At 75.0% G+C, this 19,210-nt stretch carries 16 protein-coding genes; 14 read left to right on the forward strand and 2 right to left on the reverse strand.

What is annotated here, in order from left to right; all coding sequences use genetic code 11:
- Window positions 1-3: 3 nt before the first annotated feature.
- From BAW75_RS19920 to BAW75_RS19955, 8 genes are all read left to right on the forward strand, one after another.
- Window positions 4-825 carry a lysophospholipid acyltransferase family protein gene (locus BAW75_RS19920; RefSeq protein ID WP_244206183.1) on the forward strand — a complete coding sequence of 274 codons (822 nt, stop codon included), beginning with the start codon at window positions 4-6 and terminating at the stop codon, window positions 823-825.
- A gap of 217 nt (window positions 826-1,042) precedes the next feature.
- Window positions 1,043-1,882, forward strand: a complete 840-nt coding sequence (locus BAW75_RS19925) for a DUF4097 family beta strand repeat-containing protein (RefSeq protein ID WP_104114513.1) — start codon at window positions 1,043-1,045, stop codon at window positions 1,880-1,882.
- On the forward strand, window positions 1,879-2,499 hold the full coding sequence (locus BAW75_RS19930) for a PadR family transcriptional regulator (protein ID WP_030503210.1): 621 nt from the start codon (window positions 1,879-1,881) through the stop codon (window positions 2,497-2,499). Before BAW75_RS19925 ends, BAW75_RS19930 begins: the two co-directional genes overlap by 4 nt.
- Window positions 2,500-2,563: 64 nt before the next feature.
- On the forward strand, window positions 2,564-3,265 hold the full coding sequence (locus BAW75_RS19935; protein ID WP_043328553.1) for a response regulator transcription factor: 702 nt from the start codon (window positions 2,564-2,566) through the stop codon (window positions 3,263-3,265).
- Window positions 3,262-4,818 carry a sensor histidine kinase gene (locus BAW75_RS19940; protein WP_104114514.1) on the forward strand — a complete coding sequence of 519 codons (1,557 nt, stop codon included), beginning with the start codon at window positions 3,262-3,264 and terminating at the stop codon, window positions 4,816-4,818. Before BAW75_RS19935 ends, BAW75_RS19940 begins: the two co-directional genes overlap by 4 nt.
- 62 nt (window positions 4,819-4,880) lie before the next feature.
- Window positions 4,881-6,392, forward strand: coding sequence for a S1C family serine protease (locus BAW75_RS19945; protein ID WP_104114515.1), 1,512 nt, complete (start codon window positions 4,881-4,883; stop codon window positions 6,390-6,392).
- A gap of 134 nt (window positions 6,393-6,526) precedes the next feature.
- Window positions 6,527-7,198, forward strand: coding sequence for a BON domain-containing protein (locus BAW75_RS19950; RefSeq protein WP_104114516.1), 672 nt, complete (start codon window positions 6,527-6,529; stop codon window positions 7,196-7,198).
- Window positions 7,199-7,337: 139 nt separating this feature from the next.
- A complete protein-coding gene (locus tag BAW75_RS19955) occupies window positions 7,338-8,399 on the forward strand; it encodes a glycosyltransferase family 4 protein (RefSeq protein ID WP_176722745.1) in 1,062 nt (353 codons plus the stop codon).
- Between the two features lie 4 nt (window positions 8,400-8,403).
- Here BAW75_RS19955 and BAW75_RS19960 read toward each other — a convergent pair whose 3' ends face one another.
- Window positions 8,404-9,858 (reverse strand): serine/threonine-protein kinase, encoded by a 1,455-nt coding sequence (locus BAW75_RS19960; protein ID WP_104114517.1) that lies wholly within the window; start codon window positions 9,856-9,858, stop codon window positions 8,404-8,406.
- Window positions 9,859-10,036: 178 nt separating this feature from the next.
- Between BAW75_RS19960 and BAW75_RS19965 the strand changes: the two genes are divergently transcribed.
- The 4 genes from BAW75_RS19965 to BAW75_RS19980 are packed head-to-tail and all read left to right on the forward strand — an operon-like array spanning window position 10,037 to window position 15,725.
- Window positions 10,037-10,870 (forward strand): patatin-like phospholipase family protein, encoded by an 834-nt coding sequence (locus tag BAW75_RS19965; protein WP_043328558.1) that lies wholly within the window; start codon window positions 10,037-10,039, stop codon window positions 10,868-10,870.
- Entirely contained in the window at window positions 10,871-11,896 is a 1,026-nt protein-coding gene (locus BAW75_RS19970; protein ID WP_104114518.1) for a 1-acyl-sn-glycerol-3-phosphate acyltransferase, read from the forward strand.
- Between the two features lie 56 nt (window positions 11,897-11,952).
- On the forward strand, window positions 11,953-12,273 hold the full coding sequence (gene cutA / locus BAW75_RS19975; RefSeq protein WP_104114519.1) for a divalent-cation tolerance protein CutA: 321 nt from the start codon (window positions 11,953-11,955) through the stop codon (window positions 12,271-12,273).
- A 47-nt stretch (window positions 12,274-12,320) separates the two neighbouring features.
- A complete protein-coding gene (locus BAW75_RS19980) occupies window positions 12,321-15,725 on the forward strand; it encodes an SCO7613 C-terminal domain-containing membrane protein (RefSeq protein ID WP_104114520.1) in 3,405 nt (1,134 codons plus the stop codon).
- Between the two features lie 59 nt (window positions 15,726-15,784).
- On the opposite strand, the gene BAW75_RS19985 is transcribed toward BAW75_RS19980, so the two are convergent.
- On the reverse strand, window positions 15,785-16,564 hold the full coding sequence (locus BAW75_RS19985; RefSeq protein ID WP_082931086.1) for an SDR family NAD(P)-dependent oxidoreductase: 780 nt from the start codon (window positions 16,562-16,564) through the stop codon (window positions 15,785-15,787).
- A gap of 287 nt (window positions 16,565-16,851) precedes the next feature.
- On the opposite strand from BAW75_RS19985, the gene BAW75_RS19990 reads away from it, so the two are divergent.
- Both BAW75_RS19990 and BAW75_RS19995 read left to right on the forward strand, forming a co-directional pair.
- A complete protein-coding gene (locus tag BAW75_RS19990) occupies window positions 16,852-17,904 on the forward strand; it encodes a fatty acid desaturase family protein (protein WP_104114521.1) in 1,053 nt (350 codons plus the stop codon).
- A 120-nt stretch (window positions 17,905-18,024) separates the two neighbouring features.
- The gene (locus BAW75_RS19995; RefSeq protein WP_064447934.1) at window positions 18,025-19,173 is read left to right on the forward strand and encodes an FHA domain-containing protein; all 1,149 of its coding nucleotides are present in this window, start codon (window positions 18,025-18,027) and stop codon (window positions 19,171-19,173) included.
- Window positions 19,174-19,210 lie beyond the last annotated feature (37 nt).

Here is a 19,210-nt window from a genome sequence, read left to right on the forward strand (position 1 = left end):
GGCCTGTGGCGGACCACGTCGGGCTGCGGACCGGACTGTCTGCCGTCGCCCGCGGCCCCGGACGTGTCGCGCCTGCGCCGGGCGGGACGGCTGCTCGGCGTACTCGGAATGCTGCTGGCCGGGGCCGGCCTGGCCGCGCTCCTGCCGCTGCTGCCGGCGGCGCGTGGGCGGGCCGCGACGCGCGGCTGGGCGCGGTGGACGCTGCATACCCTCGGGGTACGGCTGGTGGCCCGGGGCCGGGCGCCGCGCGGCCGGGCGTTGCTGGTCGCCAACCACGTCTCCTGGCTGGACGTCCTGGCGGTGCTGGCGGTCTCGCCGGCCCGGATGCTGGCCAAACGCGAGGTGCGGCGCTGGCCGGTGGTGGGTGCGCTCGCCGCCGCGGCGGGCACCGTGTTCGTGGACCGGTCCCGCCCGCGCGACCTGCCCGCCACCGTCGCGCGCGTGGCCGAGTCGCTGCGCTCCGGGCGGCCGGTGGCGGTCTTCCCGGAGGGTACGACCTGGTGCGGCGCCGCCACCGACTGTCGCCCGGCCGGTGGCTTCCGCCCGGCGATGTTCCAGGCCGCCGTGGCCACCGGCACGCCGGTGGTGCCGCTGGACCTCGCCTACCGGTACGGCGGTGACCCGGGCACGCTCGCCGCCTTCCTCGGCGAGGAGACGCTGTGGGCCTCGATGCGCCGGGTGCTCGCCGCCCGGGACCTGACCGTGGTCGTGACGGTGCGGGCCGCGCTCTACCCGGTGCCGGGGGCGGACCGTAGGGCGCTGGCCCGGGCCGCCGAGGCCGCGATCCGCCCGGCCCCGCCCGGCCCCGCCCGTCCGCAGGCCTGACCGGCGCGCGCGTCGCGCCGGACCGTCAGAGATCTTGGAAGCAAACGGCCGTCATGGGGACCTTTTGCTTCCAAGATCTACCGGCTGCGGGCGGACGAGCGGCGTCGGAGACGCGACACAGTCGCGATAGGCGCTTGTTCAGTCGCGATGTATCGCGTTACGCTCCCCGTGTTACTCGACGTGCCGTCGGTCGGTACGTCGTCGAGGGGAGGACGCCATGACCAACTGGACGGTCGACAGCCCGCAGCGGATCACGGTGGACGAGCCGGTCACCCGGCTCGACGTCCGGCTGGTCAGCGGCCGGCTCAACGTGGTCGCCACGGACGGCCCGGCACGGGTCGACGTCACCCGGATCGGCCGGCGGCCACTCCTGGTCGAGATGCGCGACGGCCGGCTGACCGTCCAGCACGAGCGGCCGACCCGGTGGCCGGGCGTGCTCTGGTCCTTCGGCGGCTTCCACCGCCGGTATCGCGCCGAGGTGTCGGTCGCCGTACCGGCCGAGGTCCTCGCCGACCTGCACCTGGTGGACGGCACGCTCGTCGCCTCCGGCCTGCGCGGGGACACCAGGGTCGACGTCACGTCCGGCGAGGTCACGCTGCGGGGGTTGCGGGGACGCACCAGCGCCAAGGTCATCTCCGGCCCGGTCGAGGCGCTCGGCATCGGCGGCGACCTCGACCTGGAGACGGTCTCCGGTGAGCTGATCCTCGCCGACAGCGCGCCCGAGCGGGTACGCGCCCACGCCGTCTCCGGCTCGATCACCTGCGACCTGGACAACCCGCGGGGCAGCGAGATCCGGCTCAGCGCCATCTCCGGCAGCATCACCGTACGGGTTCGCGAGGACAGCGACCTCACGGTGCACCTGCACACCACCGCCGGCAAGATCACCAGCGGCTTTCCGCAGGTGGACGGCGGGCAGCGCGGCTTCGGTTCGACCAAGGACAGCCACGGAGTGCTCGGCGGCGGTACGGGTAGGCTCTGGGCCTCCGCGACCTCCGGCAGCATCGCGCTGCTCGCCCGCCCGGTCGCGACCGCCGAGGACGTGGAGGAGCTGCCGTGACCGCCGTGTTCAGCCACGGCCGGCTCCGGCTCTACCTGCTGAAGCTGCTCGACGACGGCCCGAAGCACGGATACGAGCTGATCCGCCTGCTGGAGGACCGCTTCCTCGGCCTGTACGCGCCCAGCGCCGGCACCATCTACCCCCGTCTGCAACGGATGGAGGCGGAGGGCCTGGTCACGCACACCGCCGTGGGCGGCCGCAAGGTCTACGAGATCACCGAGGCGGGCCGCGCCGAACTGCGGCAGCGCGCCGACGAGCTGTCGACCCTGGAGGCCGACATCGGCGCCGCGGTCGAGGACCTGTCCGCGCTGGCCGGTGAGATCCACAACGAGGTACGCGGCTCGGTCCGCGACCTGAAGCGCGAACTGCGCGAGGTGGCCCGGCAGACCCGGCAGGGCGCGTGGACGGCCTCCGCCACGGCCCGTCCGGCGGGCGACGGGGGATCGGCCCGTCCGGACGACTCGCCGCTGCTCGCCGAGTTCGACAAGCGGCTGGCCGCGTTCACGGTCGAGGTCGGCGCGCTGGTACGGGCGCGGCGGCTCAGTGACAACCAGCTCCGGACCGCGATCCGGATGCTCGACGGGGCGGCCGAAGGGCTGCGGCGGCTGTTCCGCTGATCTCACAGGTTGTTTCCAGGGTCCACCCAGCGTGGCCGCAGCCGGAGCGCGGATGATGGGGCCCATGGCGGCTACCCAGACGGAGGCTCGACTGCTCGTGGTCGAGGACGATCCCAACATCCTCGAACTGCTCTCCGCGAGCCTGCGTTTCGCGGGCTTCGACGTGGCCACCGCGACCAGCGGCAGCGCCGCGCTGAACGCGGCCAAGGACCACCGGCCCGACCTGGTGGTGCTGGACGTGATGCTGCCCGACCTGGACGGCTTCGAGGTCATCCGGATGCTCCGCGAGGGCGGCACCCGTACCCCGGTGGTCTTCCTGACCGCGCGCGACGCCACCGACGACAAGATCCGCGGGCTCACCCTGGGCGGCGACGACTACGTCACCAAGCCGTTCAGCCTGGAGGAGCTGACCGCCCGGATCCGGGCCGTGCTGCGGCGCACCGCGACCGGCGACCAGACCCCGTCCCGGCTCACCTTCGCCGACCTGGAGCTGGACGAGGAGACGCACGAGGTGCACCGCGCCGGTCAGCGGGTGCAGCTCTCGCCGACCGAGTTCAAGCTGCTGCGCTACCTGATGCTCAACGCCAACCGGGTGCTCAGCAAGGCGCAGATCCTCGACCACGTCTGGAACTACGACTTCCGCGGTGACGACAACATCGTCGAGTCGTACATCTCCTATCTGCGCCGCAAGGTCGACAACACCCAGCCGCGGCTGATCCACACGCTCCGGGGAGTGGGTTACGTGCTACGCAAGCCGGCGGCGTGAACGTCGTCCACGACGCGAAGGGCAGGCTGCGCAGCGTCCCGCTCCGGCTGAAGCTCGTCGCCGCGGTCCTCGCGCTCGTGGCTGTGGCGCTGGTGGTGATCAGCGGCCTGACGGCGTTCCTGCTGCGGAACTATCTGATCGGGCAGGCGGACGACCAGCTTCGCGGCGGCGCGTACACGGTGGCCAACACGCTCGACAAGGCCGGTGGCGGCCCCATCAAGATCACCATCCCGTCGGACTACGTGGCGTCCGTCATGGCGCCCGGCGAGTTGCCGGAAGAGCCGACGCGCTACGAGGGCCTGCGCGATGAGGAACTGCCCCGGTTCCCCGTCGACTACGCGGGCTACCAGGAGCGCGTGGGCGACCCGTTCACCGTGCGCTCCGAGGACGGCCGGAGCCGGTGGCGGATGCTCTACACCGCCCTGCCCGACGGGCGGATCATCGCGCTCGGGCAGCACCTCACCGGCGTCGACTCCGCAGTCGGGCGACTGGTGTGGATAGACCTCCTGGTCGGGGGCGCGGTGCTGATCTCGCTGGCGTCCGTCGGCGCCGGAATCGTCCGTACCAGCCTGAAGCCGCTGGTGGAGATAGAGCGTACGGCGGCCGCCATCGCCGGCGGCGACCTGACCCGGCGCGTGCCCGACCCGGAGATGGGACGGCCGTGCCCGACCTCCGAGCTGGGTCGCCTGTCCCGGGCGCTGAACGCGATGCTGGCGCAGATCGAGGCCGCGTTCACCGCGCGGGCGGCCTCCGAGGCGGCGGCGCGCAGCGCCGAGATGGGCGCGCGGGACGCGGCCGCGTACGCGCAGGCGTCGGAGGCGCGGGCCCGCCGGTCCGAGGAGCGGATGCGGCAGTTCATCGCCGACGCCTCGCACGAGCTGCGGACGCCGTTGACCACGATCCGGGGCTTCGCCGAGCTGTACCGGCAGGGCGCGGCGCGCGCGCCGGAGCAGACCGCCGACCTGCTGCGCCGCATCGAGGACGAGGCGGCCCGGATGGGGCTGCTGGTGGAGGACCTGCTGTTGCTGGCGCGGATGGACCGGGAACGGCCGATCGCGCTGGCCCCGGTCGAGCTGCCGGTGCTGGCCTCGGACGCGGTGGAGGCGGCCCGGGTGGTCGCCCCGGACCGGCGGATCGAGCTGGAGCGGGATCCGGGCGCGGGCCCGCTGGTGGTGCTCGGCGACGACGCCCGGCTGCGCCAGGTGATCGGCAACCTGATGACGAACGCGCTCACCCACACCCCACCGGACGCCTCGGTGACGCTGCGGCTGCGGGCGGAGGCGGGCAACCTCGCCGTGGTGGAGGTGGCGGACACTGGTCCCGGCCTCACGCCGGAGCAGGCCGAGCGGGTCTTCGAACGGTTCTACCGGGTGGACGCCGCCCGTACCCGGCGGGCCGGCGGGCCGATCAGCACCGGCCTCGGCCTGGCCATCGTGGCCGCGCTCGTGGCCGCGCACCACGGCACCGTCGAGGTGGACAAGACCCCCGGCGGTGGGGCGACGTTCCGGGTGAAGCTGCCGCTGCTGCCCGAGGCGCCCGAGCCGGGCGAGTGACGTTCAGAAAACTTCCAGGCGGATTCCAGGCTGATGACAGTGCCACAGGGAAAGCTGGGGGCATGACCGACCACGAGACCGATCCGCAGCGGTCGCCGGCCCCCGCCGACGCCGAGCCGTCGCACCACACCGCCGAGCTGCCCCGCGTCGAGAGCGGGACGTCGGACTCCTCGAACACCTCGAACACACCGGCCGCCGCGCCGGTTCCGGCCGACACCCCGGCCGCCGGAACCACGGCGCAGGCCGGAACCACGAACCCGGCCGCTCCGCCGGCCGGCCCGTACCCGCCGCAGGGCGGGACGCCGTACCAGGCCGCGGCGCAGCAGCAGCACCCCTGGTACGGGCAGCAGCACCAGCAGCACGGCTGGGCCCAGCAGCAGAGCGGCTCGGGCTACCAGTCGGCGCCGCACAGCGGCGGGCCGGTCCCGTCGTACCAGGCGCAGCCGTACCAGGGACAGCACGGGCAGCACGGCTACCAGCCGTACCAGGCCGGGCAGCCGACCCCGCCGTGGGGCACGCCCCAGCCGGCGCGGCCCAGCCGGGCCGGGAAGGTCATCGGCGTGGGCGCGCTGGCGCTGGCGCTGATGTTCGGCTCGGGCGTGGCCGGCGGCGCGCTGGCGCTCGCGCTCGACGGGGACGGCCCGACCCGCACCTACTCCGCCGCCCCGATCATCAACAGCGCCGACCTGCCCAAGATCGCGGCGTCCGTCCAGGACAGCATCGTCACGATCATGACGGGCAGCGGTGAGGGATCCGGGGTGATCCTCAGCGCCGACGGGTTCGTGCTGACGAACAACCACGTGGTCGCCGGCGCCGGTGGCGACACCGTCCGGGTGGTCTTCGCCAACGGCAAGAGCGCGACCGCCAAGATCGTCGGGACCGACCCGAAGACCGACCTCGCGGTGGTCCAGGCCAGCGGGGTCAGCGACCTGAAGGCGGCGAAGTTCGGCGACAGTGACGCCATGCAGGTCGGTGACCAGGTGCTCGCCCTGGGCAGCCCGCTCGGCCTGCAGGGCTCGGTCACCGCCGGCATCCTCAGCGCCCGCGACCGCACCATCCAGGCGGGCAGCGGCCAGCAGAACCCGCAGCAGGGCGCCAGCTCGATCTCCGGCCTGCTGCAGACCGACGCCCCGATCAACCCGGGCAACTCCGGCGGCGCGCTCGTCAACACCCGGGGCGAGGTGATCGGCATCAACACCGCCATCGCCACCGCCGGGCAGGGCAGCACCGGCAACATCGGCGTGGGCTTCGCCATCCCGAGCAACAAGGCCAAGGACGTGGCCGAGAAGCTCCAGCGCGGCGAGAAGATCAGCCACCCCTCGCTCGGGGTGAGCGTGAACGGTGCCGAGGACGGCGGCGCGCTCGTCGCCGCCGTCACTCCGGGCAGCCCCGCCGAGAAGGCCGGGCTCCAGCGCGGCGACGTGATCACCAAGTTCGGCGACAAGGTGATCAACGACTCGAACGATCTGGTCGGCGCGGTGCAGGCCGGCAAGGTCGGCGACCGGGTCGAGGTCGAGTACAAGCGAAACGGATCCGCCGAGACCGCAACCGTGACGCTCGCCGAGACGTCATAGTCCCGAAGACCTGCCTCCCTCCTGGGCGGCGGGCGACGGAGCCAAGGGGGTTGGCTCCGTCGCCCGCCGCCCGTCCTCTTTCTCACCCGGTGCGGGTGAGACCGGCTCACCCGCAACCGGGCCACGCTGGGGGCATGACCACCACGTCCACCGTGCGTACCGACCAGCAGATCCAGCGCGACGTCCTCGCCGAACTGGACTGGGACGCGCAGACCCGGGCCACCGACGTCGGCGTGACGGTCGCCGACGGCGTCGTCACGCTCACCGGGCGGGTGGACAGCTACGCGCGGAGGTGGGCCGTCGAGCGCTGCGCCCACCGGGTACGCGGGGTGCGCGCGGTCGCCAGCGACCTGGAGGTCGACCTGACCGCCACGGACCGGCGTACCGACGCCGACATCGCGATCGCGGCCGGCCGGGCGCTGGAGTGGGACAGCTTCGTGCCGGCCGAACGGCTGGACGTGACGGTCGCCGCCGGCTGGGTCATGCTCCGGGGCGAGGTCGAGTTCGGCTTCCAGCGCCGTACCGCCGAGCGTGAGCTGCGCCGGCTGCGCGGCGTACGCGGGGTGACGAACCTGATCGAGGTACGGCCCCCGGCCCCGCCCAGCGACGAGCAGCAGCGCCTCGACCTGCGCCGCCTGCTGCTGCGGCGGACCGGCACCGAGCGCATCGACGCCCGGGTCGACGGCGACACTGTGGTGCTCGACGGCGTCGTGGGCGCCTGGTGGCAGCGCGAGGAGGCGGAACGGGCCGCGTGGGCCCTGCCGGGCGTACGTGAGGTGCACGTCGGGATCGTGGTGTCCGGCTGAGCCGACGGCGTGTCGTTTACCGCGGGCCGGGCCGGGAACCCGCGACCCAGCGGGTACGCCGGGGACCGAGCGGGGAGGACTCGTGGCCGTGAACCAGCAGTCCTCGGAGCGCTGGCGGGCCGGGCCGCTGCGGATCGCGATGGTGGTGCCGCCCTGGCTGTCGGTGCCGCCGCCCGGTTACGGCGGGCTGGAGACGCTGGTCGCGGGACTGGTCGACGCGCTCGTCGAGCGGGGGCACGCGGTGACGCTGTTCGGGGCGGGGACCGGGCACGGCACCTCGGCCGACTTCGTCTCCACCTGCGACGAGCTGCAGTACGAGCGGATGGGCGAGTCGCTGCCCGAGCTGGCGCACCTGGCCCACGTCGACCGCCTGATCGGCCCGGCGGACTTCGATCTGGTGCACGACCACAGCACGATCGGCCCGCTGGTGGCCGGACGCCGCCGGGTGCCCACTGTCGCGACCGTGCACGGCAACCCGGTGGGCGAGTACGGCACCGTGCTCGGCAACACCGACCGGGGGGTGGGCCTGGTCGCGATCTCGCACGCGCAGCGCCGGGCGAATCCGGGGCTGCCCTGGGCCGGCACGGTGCACAACGCGATGCCGCTGCGGGACGTCCCGCGCAAGCGGGCGCCCGGGACGGGACCGGTGCTCTGGCTGGCCCGGTTCAGCCCGGACAAGGGCCCGGACGTGGCGATCGCGGCGTGCCGGGCGGCCGGGCTGCCGCTCACGCTGGCCGGCAAGTGCAACGAGCCGGCCGAGCGCCGCTACCTGGAACAGGTGGTACGGCCGCTGCTGGGCGACGACGTCACGCTCGTGCTGAACGCCGACCGCGAGGCCGCGTGGCGGCTGCTGCTGGAGGCCCGTTGCCTGATCATGCCGATCCAGTGGGCGGAGCCGTTCGGCATGGTGATGGTGGAGGCGATGGCGACCGGCACCCCGGTGGTGGCGCTGCGCCGGGGCGCGGTGCCGGAGCTGGTCCGCTCCGGGGTCACCGGGTTCGTCTGCGACGACGCCGACGAGCTGCCGGCGGCGTTGTCGGCGGCAGCCGGCCTGGATCCGGCGGACTGCGTCGCGCATGTCGCGGAGAACTTCTCGGTGGAGCGGATGGCCGCCGACTACGAGGCGGTCTACCGGGGCTTCCTGGCCGCGCGAGCGGGCGCACGGGCACCCCGGGCGGTCGCGCCCGCGGTCGCGGGCTGACCGGTCAGGTCTGCCCGGCCACGAGTTCCGCGGCGGCCGCGTCGAGTCGCCGCGCGTACCCGGGGGTGATGCTGCCCTCGCGGCGGCGTTCGTCGATCTTGTCGCGGAGCCGGTCCACGGCGGCGGTCACCTCGCCCTCACCGCTCGCGGCGACCGCGTTGCGCAGCAGGTTGCGCAGGTCCACCCCGACGTCCTCGCGGATCTGACCCTCCGCCAGCCCGGCCTCGATCAGCCCGTCGACCCGTTCGGCGGCGTCGGGCTGGCCGGTCGCGGGCGGACGGTTGCCGCCGGTGGCGGGCGCGCTCGACGGTGTGGCCGGCGCCGTGACGACCGGCGGCTCCGGCACGGGCGCGACGGTGGACGGCGGCTGGACCGGCCCGGCGGTCGGCAGCACCCGGGGGTCCTCCGGCCGGTCCGGTGTCAGCGTGGGCACGAGCAGCGCGGCGGCGGCGACCACCGCCACGCCTGCCGCCGCGAGCGCGAGGACGCGCCGCCGGCTCGGCGCGGCGGCCGGGTTGCCCGGCGGGACCGGGTCCGCGGCCGGCCCGGGCGGCGGGGGAGCAGACGACGGCGGCAGCGCGGGCAGCGTCATGGTGGGCGCCAGCATGGTGGCGGCCTGCGGGTCGGCGGGCAGCATCTGGTCGCGCAGCACGGCCGCCACCCGGTGCGCGGTGGGCCGCTGTCGCGGGTCGCGGGCCAGGCAGCGCAGGCAGATCTCCGCGACCGGTCCCGGCAGCCCCGGTACGCCGTCGAGGCTGGGCTCCGGGCTCTCCGCGAGCGCGGCGCTGAGCTCCTCCCAGGTCTCCGCCGGGTACGGCGGGTGCCCGGTCAGCGTCTCGAACAGCAGCACGCCGAGCGAGTAGACGTCGGTGGCCGGCTGGGCCGGCGCCCCGTCCAGCCGTTCCGGCGCCACGTACGCGGGGGTGCCGAACGTGCCGCCGTCCTCGTCGTCGTCCGGCGTCCCGACCCGGGTGGCGATGCCGAAGTCGAGCACCTTCGCCCCGGTGCCGGTCATCATCACGTTGGCCGGGGTCACGTCCCGGTGCACGATGCCGAGCCGGTGCGCGGCGGCGAGCGCCTCGGCCACCTGCGCGCCGGTCTCCACCGCCTCCGGCCAGGGCAGCGGCCCTTCGGTGAGCCGGTGTTCCAGCTCCTCACCGGCGAGCAGCTCCATCACCACGAACGAGGTGATCGAGCCGTCCGGCGCCACCGTCTCGCCGTAGTCGTGCACGGCCGTGACATGTGGATGGTCGAGCTGGGCGGCCGAGCGGGCCTCCTCGCGCACCATGTCGCGGAACCGGGCGTCCGCGGCGAGCGAGGGCGCGAGCACCTTGACCGCCACCACCCGGTCGAGCACCTCGTCGCGGGCCCGCCAGATCACCGACATGCCACCGGCGCCGATCCGGTCGATGAGCCGGTACCGACGGGCCAGCAGGCGGCCGGCCTGGAGTGTCGCCATCAGCTCGCACCTGCCTGGGCTCGGGAGCGCTATCAGGTTGCGTGAATGTGTCTTACCTGTCAACAGTCCGCGCGGCGCCGATCGCGCGGCGCGCATCCGTGATGGCTCCCGGTCACCGCCGGGACCAGCGGGGACGGTCCGCCCGGCCGGCTGTGGGCCGCGTGCCAGGATGAACGTCATGGCAGCAGGTCCGGTGGCGTTCGTGCTCGGCGGCGGGGGAGTGCTCGGCGCGGTCGAGGTGGGGATGCTGCGCGCCCTGTTCCGCGCCCGGATCAAACCCGACCTGGTGCTGGGCACCTCGATCGGCGCGGTCAACGGCGCCCTGGTCGCCGCCGACCCGACCGAGGCGGTCACCGACCGGCTGGTCCGGCTCTGGGCGTCGCCCGAGGCCAGCGAGGTGTACGGCGACTCGGTCGCCCGCCAGCTGCGCCGGTTCGCCGCCCGTACCCACCTGCACTCGCCCCGGCCGCTGTACCGCCTGCTGGAGAGCACACTGGGCGAGGACACCACCTTCGCCGACCTGGCCGTGCCGTTCCGCTGCTGCGCCGCGAACATCGAGCGCGCCGCCGAGCACTGGTTCCACAGCGGGCCGCTGGTGCCGGCCGTGCTCGCCTCCGCCTCGGTGCCCGGGCTGCTGCCCCCGACCCAGATCGACGGCCAGCACTACATCGACGGCGGCGTGGTCAACTCGATCCCGGTCGGCGAGGCGGTGCTGCTCGGCGCGAAGCAGATCTTCGTGCTCCAGGTGGGCCGGATAGAGCGTGAGCTGAGCCCGCCGCGCCGCCCCTGGGAGATCGCCCAGGTGGCGTTCGAGATCGCCCGCCGGCACCGGTTCGCGCGGGAGATGGCGGCGCTGCCCGAGGACGTGGAGGTGCACGTGCTGCCCACCGGCGGGCTGGAGCCGCGCGACGACAGCCCGTGGGCGTACCGGGACACCGCGGCGGTGGGCCGGCGGATCAGCCGGGCGTACACTGCCTCCCGCCGATACCTGGACACCGCGCTGGAGCGCTGAATGCCGATGCCACCCCGCTGGCTACGCCGGCTGGTGCTCGCTCCTGGAGTGGTGCTGCTGGCCGTCTTCGTGGTGACCACGCTGCCCGGCTGGGCGCTGCTGGCGCTCGCCGCGTCCCCGCTGGTGCCGGGACGGCTGCGCCCGCTGCGGCTGCTCTGGATCGGCACCGTCTACCTGGTCTGGGACGCCGCCGCGCTGCTCGCCCTGTTCCTGCTCTGGCTCGCCTCGGGCTTCGGCGCGTACAAGCGCGCGCCGGCCTTCCAGCGGGCCCACTACGTGCTGGCCGGCTGGTTCCTGCGGTTCATGTTCTGGCAGGCCCGGTGGACGCTGCGGCTGAGCATCGACGTGGTCGGCACCGACCCGGACACCGCCCTGCCGGGCCGCCCCGAACTGGTGGTCTGCCGGCACGCCGGGCCGGGCGACTCGTTCATCCTGATCCACGCGCTGGTGAACTGGTTCAAGCGGGAACCCCGGATCGTGCTCAAGGAGACGCTCCAGTGGGATCCGGCCATCGACGTGCTGCTCAACCGGTTGCCCAACCGGTTCATCGCGGCCGGGCCGGACGGGCGGGGGTCGGTGGTGCGGCAGATCGCGCACCTGGCCACCGGCCTGGACGACGACGACGCCTTCGTGATCTTCCCGGAGGGCGGCAACTTCACCCCGTCGCGGCGGCTGCGCGCGATCGACCGGCTGCGGTCGCTCGGCCTGGAACGGATGGCGCGGCGGGCCGAGCGGATGCAGCACGTGCTCGCCCCGCAGCCGGGCGGGCTGCTCGCCGCGCTCGACGCCGCGCCGGACGCCGGGGTGATCTTCGTGGCGCACACCGGCCTGGACCAGATGCTCACCGTCGCGGACGTGTGGCGCGAGCTGCCGATGGACAAGCGGATCGTGATGCGGTTCTGGTCGGTGCCGCCGGAGGAGGTCCCGACCGGCGAGCAGGAACGCATCGACTGGCTGTTCGACTGGTGGGCCCGCATCGACACCTGGATCGCGGCCAACCGCAACGGCACGGCCGACGACGCCTGAGCGGAATCGCCGCGCGTGTTCAGCGCGGTGCCAGGTCCGCCGCGTAGGGTGCGCTGGTGGACCAGATCTGCGTGGTGACGACTGTGGTGGACGCCCGCGGGGTGGCGGACGTGTTGGCGGCCGCGGCCGTCGCCGGCCGACTCGCGGCCTGCGCCCAGGTCGGCGGCCCGGTGGACAGCACCTACTGGTGGCAGTCGGCGATCCAGACCACCGCCGAGTGGCAGGTACGGTTCAAGACCGCACCGGACCGGGTCGACGCCCTGGTCGACCAGCTCCGCGCCAACCACCCGTACGAGGTGCCGGAGATCCTGGTCAGCCGGGAGGACAGCGGCAACCCCGCGTACACCACCTGGGTACACGAGCAGACCCGGCCCTAGGTACTCCTACTCTGTCCGTCCGCCCCGCCGCTGACGAAGCTGGCGGGGTGGAGAACACCGGCTACCCCTGCCCCGGTTGCGGCGCCCCGGCCGACCTCGTCGCCGGATGCCGCACCTGCGGCCGTCCGCCCTACCCGCCCGCCGCCGAGGTGGTCCGGCTGGACCGGGAGATCACCGAGCTGGCGCCGCGCGTCGAGGCGGCCCGGCTCGCGTACCACGATCTGTCCGGCCGCCTGTCCACGGCCCGGCAGCGGCGGTCGGCGCTGGCCGCCCGGATCCGTCAGGAGATCCCCGTGCCGGGCGCCGCCGGTCCCGCGCCGCTCCCGGCGCCGCCGCCGCGTCAAATCCCGCAGGCCCCCGCCCCGGTACGCCCCGGCGGCGCGGAAACCTCCACCCGGGCGGTGCAGGGGCTGCTGTTCGTCCTGGGTGGACTGCTGCTCGGCACCGCCGCCGTGGTGTTCACCGCTGTCGCCTGGGCCACGTTCGGGGTGACCGGCCGGGCGCTGGTCCTGCTGGCGGTCACCGCGCTTGCTCTGGCCGCGCCGCTCGTCGCCCGGGCGCGCGGGCTGCGCGGCACCGCCGAGACGCTCGCCTCGGTGGCGTTGCTGCTGGTGGTCCTGGACGGGTACGCCGCCTGGTCGGTGGACCTGTTCGGGGTGACCGGCCTGCCCGGCAGCCGGTACGCGGCGCTGGTCGCTGCCGTCAGTACCGCGGTGGCGGCCGGATACGCGCTGGTCAGCCGGCTCACCGCACCCTGGTTCGCGGCGTGGCTGCTGGCGCAGCCGGTGCTGCCCCTGGCCGTGGCCGCGTTCCGGCCCACCGCCGCCGGCTGGGCGCTGGTGCTGACCGCCGTGGCGCTCGGCGACCTCGCGGTGGTGGTGGCGCTGCGCCGCCGTACCTCCGGCAACCGCGCCGCGGTGGCGGCCGGGCTGGTGCTGGGCTGGACCGGGCACGGCGTGGCGCTGGTCCTGGCGGCCGGCTGCGCGCTGGTGCCGCTGGCGGTCGGCCACGCGGCGGGCACGCCGCTGCTGGCCGGTGGCCCGCTGCTGCTGGTGGTGCTGGCAGCGGTCGCGGGCGCGGTCGCGGCCGGCGGCCGGTTCTGGCGCGCGACCACCACCGGACTGCTGGCGCCGGTGCTCGCGGGCGCGTTGATCCGGCCGGTCGCCGAGCTGCGTTCCGGGCTGCTGCTGATCGCCGCCGGCCTCGTGGTGGCGGCGCTCGCCGGTGCGGTCCGGGCGCTGCCCGCGCCGGTGCGGACCGGTCCGCTCGTGGGCGTGCTCGCGGTGGCCGCCGCGCTGGGCCAGGTCACCGTCGTGCTCACCGGCGTGGTCGGCGCGGCGACCGCGAGCGCCTCGTTCCCGGCCTGGCAGGGCGGGCGGGACGTGCCGGTCCCGTCCTGGGGCTGGCAGCTCCCGGCGGCCCTGCTGCTGACCGCCGGCGCGGTCGCGCTGCTGACGCCCCGGGCGGGCCGGCCGCTGGTCGGTGTGATCGCCGCCGGGCTGGTCGCGCTCGCCGCGCCGGCCGTGACGGCCGTGCCGTGGCCGCTGGTGCTGGTGGTGGACCTCGTGGCGGCCGCCGCGCTGCTGCTGGCGGCGGTGGCCAGGCCGCGCCCGGGCCGGGTGGTCGTCCCGGTCGCCGCGTCGGCCGCCGCGGTGCTGTTCGGGCACGCGCTGCTGGTCGGCGTCGCCGCGCCCGGCGGGGCGGTGGCGGTGCTCGCCGTGACGGCGCTGCTCGGCGTGACGGTGGCCGGGCTGGGCCGGCGCGGGCTGGGCGCGCAGCCGGTCGTCGGCGGCGTCGCGCTCGCGGTGGCGCTGGTCGCCGTACCGGCGGCGGTGGCCGTCGCGCTGTTCGGCCTCGGCGCGCCGCCGTGGTGGCAACTGCGGGGTGCGGCCGCCGCCGTCGTGGTGCCGGTGGTCGTCGTCCTCGCCGTCCGTCGCCTGTGGACCGACCTGAGCGGGTACGCCTCGACCGGGCTCGCCGTGGCGCTCGCCGGGACCGGCCTGGTGCCGCTCGTCGCGCCGGGCGGGGAACCGGTGGCGCTCTACGCGGCGGCGGGGGTCCTGCTGGCGCTCGCCGCCGGGGGTGGCTCCCGGCCGGTGGCCGCCCCGCGCGCGGTCGGCGCCGCGCTGGCCGTGGTGGCGTTGCTGGCCACGGCGCGGACCGTGCTGCTGGTGCTCGCGGGCCTGCCGGTGCGGCCCGGGTCCGGGGTGCCCGCCGCCGCGGCGGCTTCCGCCGGGACCGCCCGCGCCGGGCTGGTGCTGCTGCTCCTGGGCGTCGCCGCCGGGGCGTACGCCGCGACGGGTCGCCGCGTCGCGTGGTGGGTCGCCGGGGCGCCGTTCGGCGCGGTGGCGCTGCCGGTGCTGGCCGAGGCGGCCGGCGCGCCCTGGCCGGTGGTGCCGGCGACGGCGTTCGGGGTCGGGCTGGCCGCGTTGCTGACCGCCGCGCTGACCGGGGCGTACCGGGCGGTGCTCGTGCCGCTGGCCGTGGTGCTGGCCGTACCCGGGTTCGGTGGTCTGCTCGCCACCCGGGCCGGGACGCTCGCCGCGCTCGGTGTGCTGGTGGTGGCCGGGGCGGTGACCGGGGCTGCCGGACGGCCGGCGGTGGTCCGGATCGTGGGGTGGCTGGGCGCCGTCGCGGCGGCCACCGGGTTCGCCCTCGTCGCGTCGCTGACGGCCGGGCAGTCGCTGCGTACCGGGGCGTTCGCGGTCCTGGCCGTCGCGGCCGTGACGCTGCACGCGGCGCCGCTGCTGCGCGTGGTCCGGTCCGGGGGTCCGGGCGGCGTCGGGCGGGCCGGCGCGTGGGCGCTGGAGGCGGCGGCGCAGGCGGTGGCGCTGCTCGCGCTGCTGCTCACCGGCGGCTCGTTGCGGCACGCGGCGGCGGTCTGCGTGCTGTGGGGCGTGGCCGTCGCGGTCCGGGTGCTGCGCCGGAGCGAGTCGCCGGGCGGGCGTCGCGTGCTGGCCGCGGTGGCCGCCGGCAGCGAACTGGTCGGTGGGTGGCTGGTGCTGGCCGCGCGCGGGGTGGTCGTGCTGGAGGCGTACACGCTGCCGGCGGCGGCGCTCGCCCTGGGCGCCGGGCTGCTGGCGCTGCGACGCCGGCCCGGGCTGACCAGCTGGCTGACGCTCGGTCCGGCGCTCGGCGCGGCGTTCCTGCCGAGCCTCGTGTCGGTGCTCGTCTCCGGTGAGCCGCAGCCGTGGCGGCGGCTCGCGCTCGGCGCGGCGGCGGTGGCGGTGGTGCTGGGCGGGGCGGCCCGGCGCTGGCAGGCGCCGGTGGTGCTGGGCTCGGCCACGCTGGTGCCGCTGGCGCTGCACGAGCTGGCCCGGGGCTGGGACCTGCTGCCCCGCTGGCTCTTCCTGGGCGTGGGCGGGCTGCTGCTGATCGGGCTGGCCGCCACCTACGAGCGGCGCCGGCGTGATCTGGTCCGGCTGCGCGAGGCCGTGGCCCGGCTCGGCTGACCCGAGCGGCGAGCCCTCTCACCGACTGTGGTGAGAGGGCTTCGCTGCGCCGGTGCGCCTCACCTGATCGGCGAGCCGCCGTCGACCGGGATGGTGTGGCCGTGGATGAACGACGCGTCGTCGCTGGCGAGGAAGCAGACCGCGCGGGCGATCTCGTGCGGTTCGCCGTACCGGCCGGCGGGCGCCTGCATGGTCAGGTCGTAGAACGGGAAGTCGCTGGTGATCTCCGCGCCCTCGAAGGCGGCGGTCTTGATCACGCCGGGGCCGATGCCCACAGCGCGGATGCCCTGGTGGCCGTAGTCGTAGGCGATCTGCTTGGTGAGCCCGATGACGCCGTGCTTGGCGGTGGTGTACTCCGCGCCGACCTCGCTGGCGACCAGGCCGGACGCCGACGACACGTTGATCACGACACCCTTGCCGCGCTCCAGCATGTGCGGCAACGTGGCCTTTGTGGCGAGGAAGACGCCCTTCAGGTCGACCTCCATGACGCGGTCCCACTGCTTGTTCTCGATCTCCAGCAGCGGCACGTACGCGCCGAACACGCCGGCGTTGTTCACCAGCACGTCGATGCGCCCGTACGCGTCGAGGGCGGCGCTCACCATGGCGCGTACCGAGTCCTCGTCGGTGACGTCGGCCGCCACCGCCACCGCGTCGCCGCCGGCTTCCTTGACGCGGGTGACAGTCGCCTCGGCGCGTTCCAGGGAGAGGTCGGAGACGACGACCTTCGCGCCTTCGGCGGCCAGCTCGACGCACATGGACATGCCGAGTCCGGAGCCGACCTGGTCGGGGCTGAAGCCGCCGCCCGTCACGAGCACCACCTTGTCTGTCAATCCACGCACCGCAATGTCTCCCGTCTGTCGATGACCGTGCGTCCGGCACGGCTGACCGTTCGGATGAACGGCACTCATCTTTACGTACAGATTAGCTGGTCAGAGGGGGTGCGCCCACCGATGCGTGGGCTTGCTGCGGTGTGACGAAGATCGTTTGCCCGGGTCCGGCCCGGCGGGGTAGGGACAGCACCACCCCCGAGCCGGGGGTCTGCGGGATTACCCACGGCGACGATCCTCGCCAGAATCGGTGACGGAGAGTCGCGTACGAGAGCGTGGCTCGCGCATCGGGGGGCGACATGACTTCTTCCACGTCGACGGAACCCGCGGCACGGCGGGGCAGCGACTACGCGCGGCTGTCCCGCCGCATCGCCGAGGCGGGACTGTTCGAGCGGCGGCCCGGCCGGTACGCGCTGCGGATCGCGCTCACGCTCGGCGCGTTCCTGGCCGGCTGGGCCGTGGTGGCGCTCGTCGGTGACTCGTGGTGGCAGGTGCCGCTTGCGGTGGTGATGGCGGTGGCCACCACACAGGTGGCGTTCCTCGGCCACGACGCCGGGCACCGGCAGATGTTCCGGCGGCGCGGGCCCAGCGAGGCGGCCGGGCTGGTCGCCGGCAACCTCGCCGTCGGGCTCAGCTACGGCTGGTGGGTCGACAAGCACAACCGCCACCACGCCAACCCGAACCACACCGACGAGGACCCGGACGTCGGCGCGGGCGCGCTGGTGTGGACGTACGAGCAGGCGAGCGCCACGCGCGGCCTGGGCCGGTGGATGGCCCGCCGCCAGGCGTGGCTGTTCTTCCCGCTGCTGCTGCTGGAAGGGCTGGCGCTGCACGTGGCGAGCGTGCGGGCGCTCGTCGACCGCGAACCGGACGGGCGGTGGCGGGTGCCGATGCGGCACCGCGCGGTGGAGGCGCTGCTGCTCGCCGCCCACGCCGCCGGCTACCTCGGTCTGCTGTTCGCGGTCATGTCCCCGGCCAAGGCGCTGGTGTTCGCGGCCGTGCATCAGGGGCTGTGGGGCCTCTACATGGGCTGCTCGTTCGCCCCGAACCACAAGGGCATGCCGATGCCCACCGACGAGGACGAGCTGGACTACCTGCGCAAGCAGGTGCTCACCTCGCGCAACGTACGCGGTGGCCGGCTCGTCGACCTGGCGCTGGGCGGGCTCAACTACCAGATCGAGCACCACCTGTTCCCGAACATGCCCCGCGCCAACCTGCGCCGGGCCCGGCCGCTGGTGATGGCGTACTGCGCGGAGCAGGGCGTCCCGTACGCGGAGACCGGGCTGATCGAGTCGTACCGGCAGGCGCTGGCGCACCTGCACGACGTGGGCCGCCCGCTGCGCGCGGGCTGACCCGGCCGGCTGCCGGTAGGGTCGTCGCTTGGTGGAGGGCGCGCCACGGTGGTGGCGCGCGGCACGGCGGGGCGTACCACCCCGGCCGCGTCACGGGACGACATCGTGCGGAGCTGCGGCATGAGATTCGAGATCAGCAAGGTGCTCGACGCCATCGAGGGACGGGTCTGCACCGATCCGTCGCTGGCCCGGGCCGTGGTCGACCTGGCCGAGGTCATCCGCTGGCAGAACCTGGACGGCGGTCGGCCGGCCAGCCTGCTGCGCCTCGGCATGGTCATCGACGCGCTGTCCCGGCAGATCGGTGAGGACAGCGTCCCGGTCTACGCGATCGTGCACCGGGCGCTGCTGTCCGACGCCGACCTGACCTCCAACGAGCGGATGGTGGTCCGCCGCTGGGCCGACGACGGCCTGGTGGAGGTGCTCGACCAGCCCGGTGACCGGATGCTGGAGGTGGCCGACCTGCTCGGCCTGCCGGTGCTCACCCGGGCCCGGCTGGACGGGCTGGTCGGCCGGTACCCGTGGCTCGGGCAGGCCGGGCGCGTGCTCGCCCCGGTGCCCGGCGCCGGTGGGCCGGTGTTCATCGCGCACGTCGGCGGCGGCCAGGACCCGGCCACCGGCAGCCGCTCACCGGCCGGCGTCAAGTTGCTCTCCCGGCAGTGGCGCTGCCCCGAGCCGGGCTGCGCGCTGTTCGGCGGCGGCGGGGGCGGCGGCGCGTTCGCCGACCTGGCCGCCGTGGACCGGGCGCCGGCCGAGCAGCCGCCGCCCACGCTGCGCACCGGCGCCCCGACCTGCCCCCGGCACGGCGCGCGGCTCTCCGACGCCGGTCCGCGCCCGCGTACCGAGGTGCTCGCGGTGCGCATCGGCGGGCTGGTGCGCAAGCGGTTCGCGCTCACCGAGACCGAGCCGGTGCAGGTCGGCCGGGCGCCGGAGGGGCCGGGCGCGGTGACGCTGGGCCAGTGGCTCAACGACGAGGCCCGGCGCTGGATCAGCCGCAGCCACATCCGGCTGGAGCTGCGCGTGGGCGAGGTGGTGGTCACCGACACCAGCACCAACGGCTCCGGCGTACGCCCGGGTGGCTCGATGGCGGAGAACGAGCGGATCGCGCTGGCGCCGCAGCAGTCCCGGGTGCTCGCCGAGGGGGACCTGATCGAGCTGTACCCGGGCGTGCAGGTGGGCCGCGCCGCCAAGATGAGCAGCGACGCCACGTACACCCCGAACTCGGTGATGGCCGAGGCGCCGACGATGGCGATGCGGCTGCCACGTCAGTGACCCGCACGCGAAGGCGCCGGGACCGTCGCGGTCCCGG

It is taken from the genome of Micromonospora chalcea, from assembly GCF_002926165.1.
Taxonomy (GTDB): domain Bacteria; phylum Actinomycetota; class Actinomycetes; order Mycobacteriales; family Micromonosporaceae; genus Micromonospora; species Micromonospora chalcea.

Coding starts and splice junctions, on each gene's coding strand:
- BAW75_RS19925 (WP_104114513.1), top strand. CDS start 1,043: ATGACCAACTGGACGGTCGACAGCCCGCAGCGGATCACGGTGGACGAG.
- BAW75_RS19935 (WP_043328553.1), top strand. CDS start 2,564: ATGGCGGCTACCCAGACGGAGGCTCGACTGCTCGTGGTCGAGGACGAT.
- BAW75_RS19945 (WP_104114515.1), top strand. CDS start 4,881: ATGACCGACCACGAGACCGATCCGCAGCGGTCGCCGGCCCCCGCCGAC.
- BAW75_RS19950 (WP_104114516.1), top strand. CDS start 6,527: ATGACCACCACGTCCACCGTGCGTACCGACCAGCAGATCCAGCGCGAC.
- BAW75_RS19955 (WP_176722745.1), top strand. CDS start 7,338: ATGGTGGTGCCGCCCTGGCTGTCGGTGCCGCCGCCCGGTTACGGCGGG.
- BAW75_RS19960 (WP_104114517.1), bottom strand. CDS start 9,858: ATGGCGACACTCCAGGCCGGCCGCCTGCTGGCCCGTCGGTACCGGCTC.
- BAW75_RS19965 (WP_043328558.1), top strand. CDS start 10,037: ATGGCAGCAGGTCCGGTGGCGTTCGTGCTCGGCGGCGGGGGAGTGCTC.
- BAW75_RS19970 (WP_104114518.1), top strand. CDS start 10,871: ATGCCGATGCCACCCCGCTGGCTACGCCGGCTGGTGCTCGCTCCTGGA.
- BAW75_RS19990 (WP_104114521.1), top strand. CDS start 16,852: ATGACTTCTTCCACGTCGACGGAACCCGCGGCACGGCGGGGCAGCGAC.
- BAW75_RS19995 (WP_064447934.1), top strand. CDS start 18,025: ATGAGATTCGAGATCAGCAAGGTGCTCGACGCCATCGAGGGACGGGTC.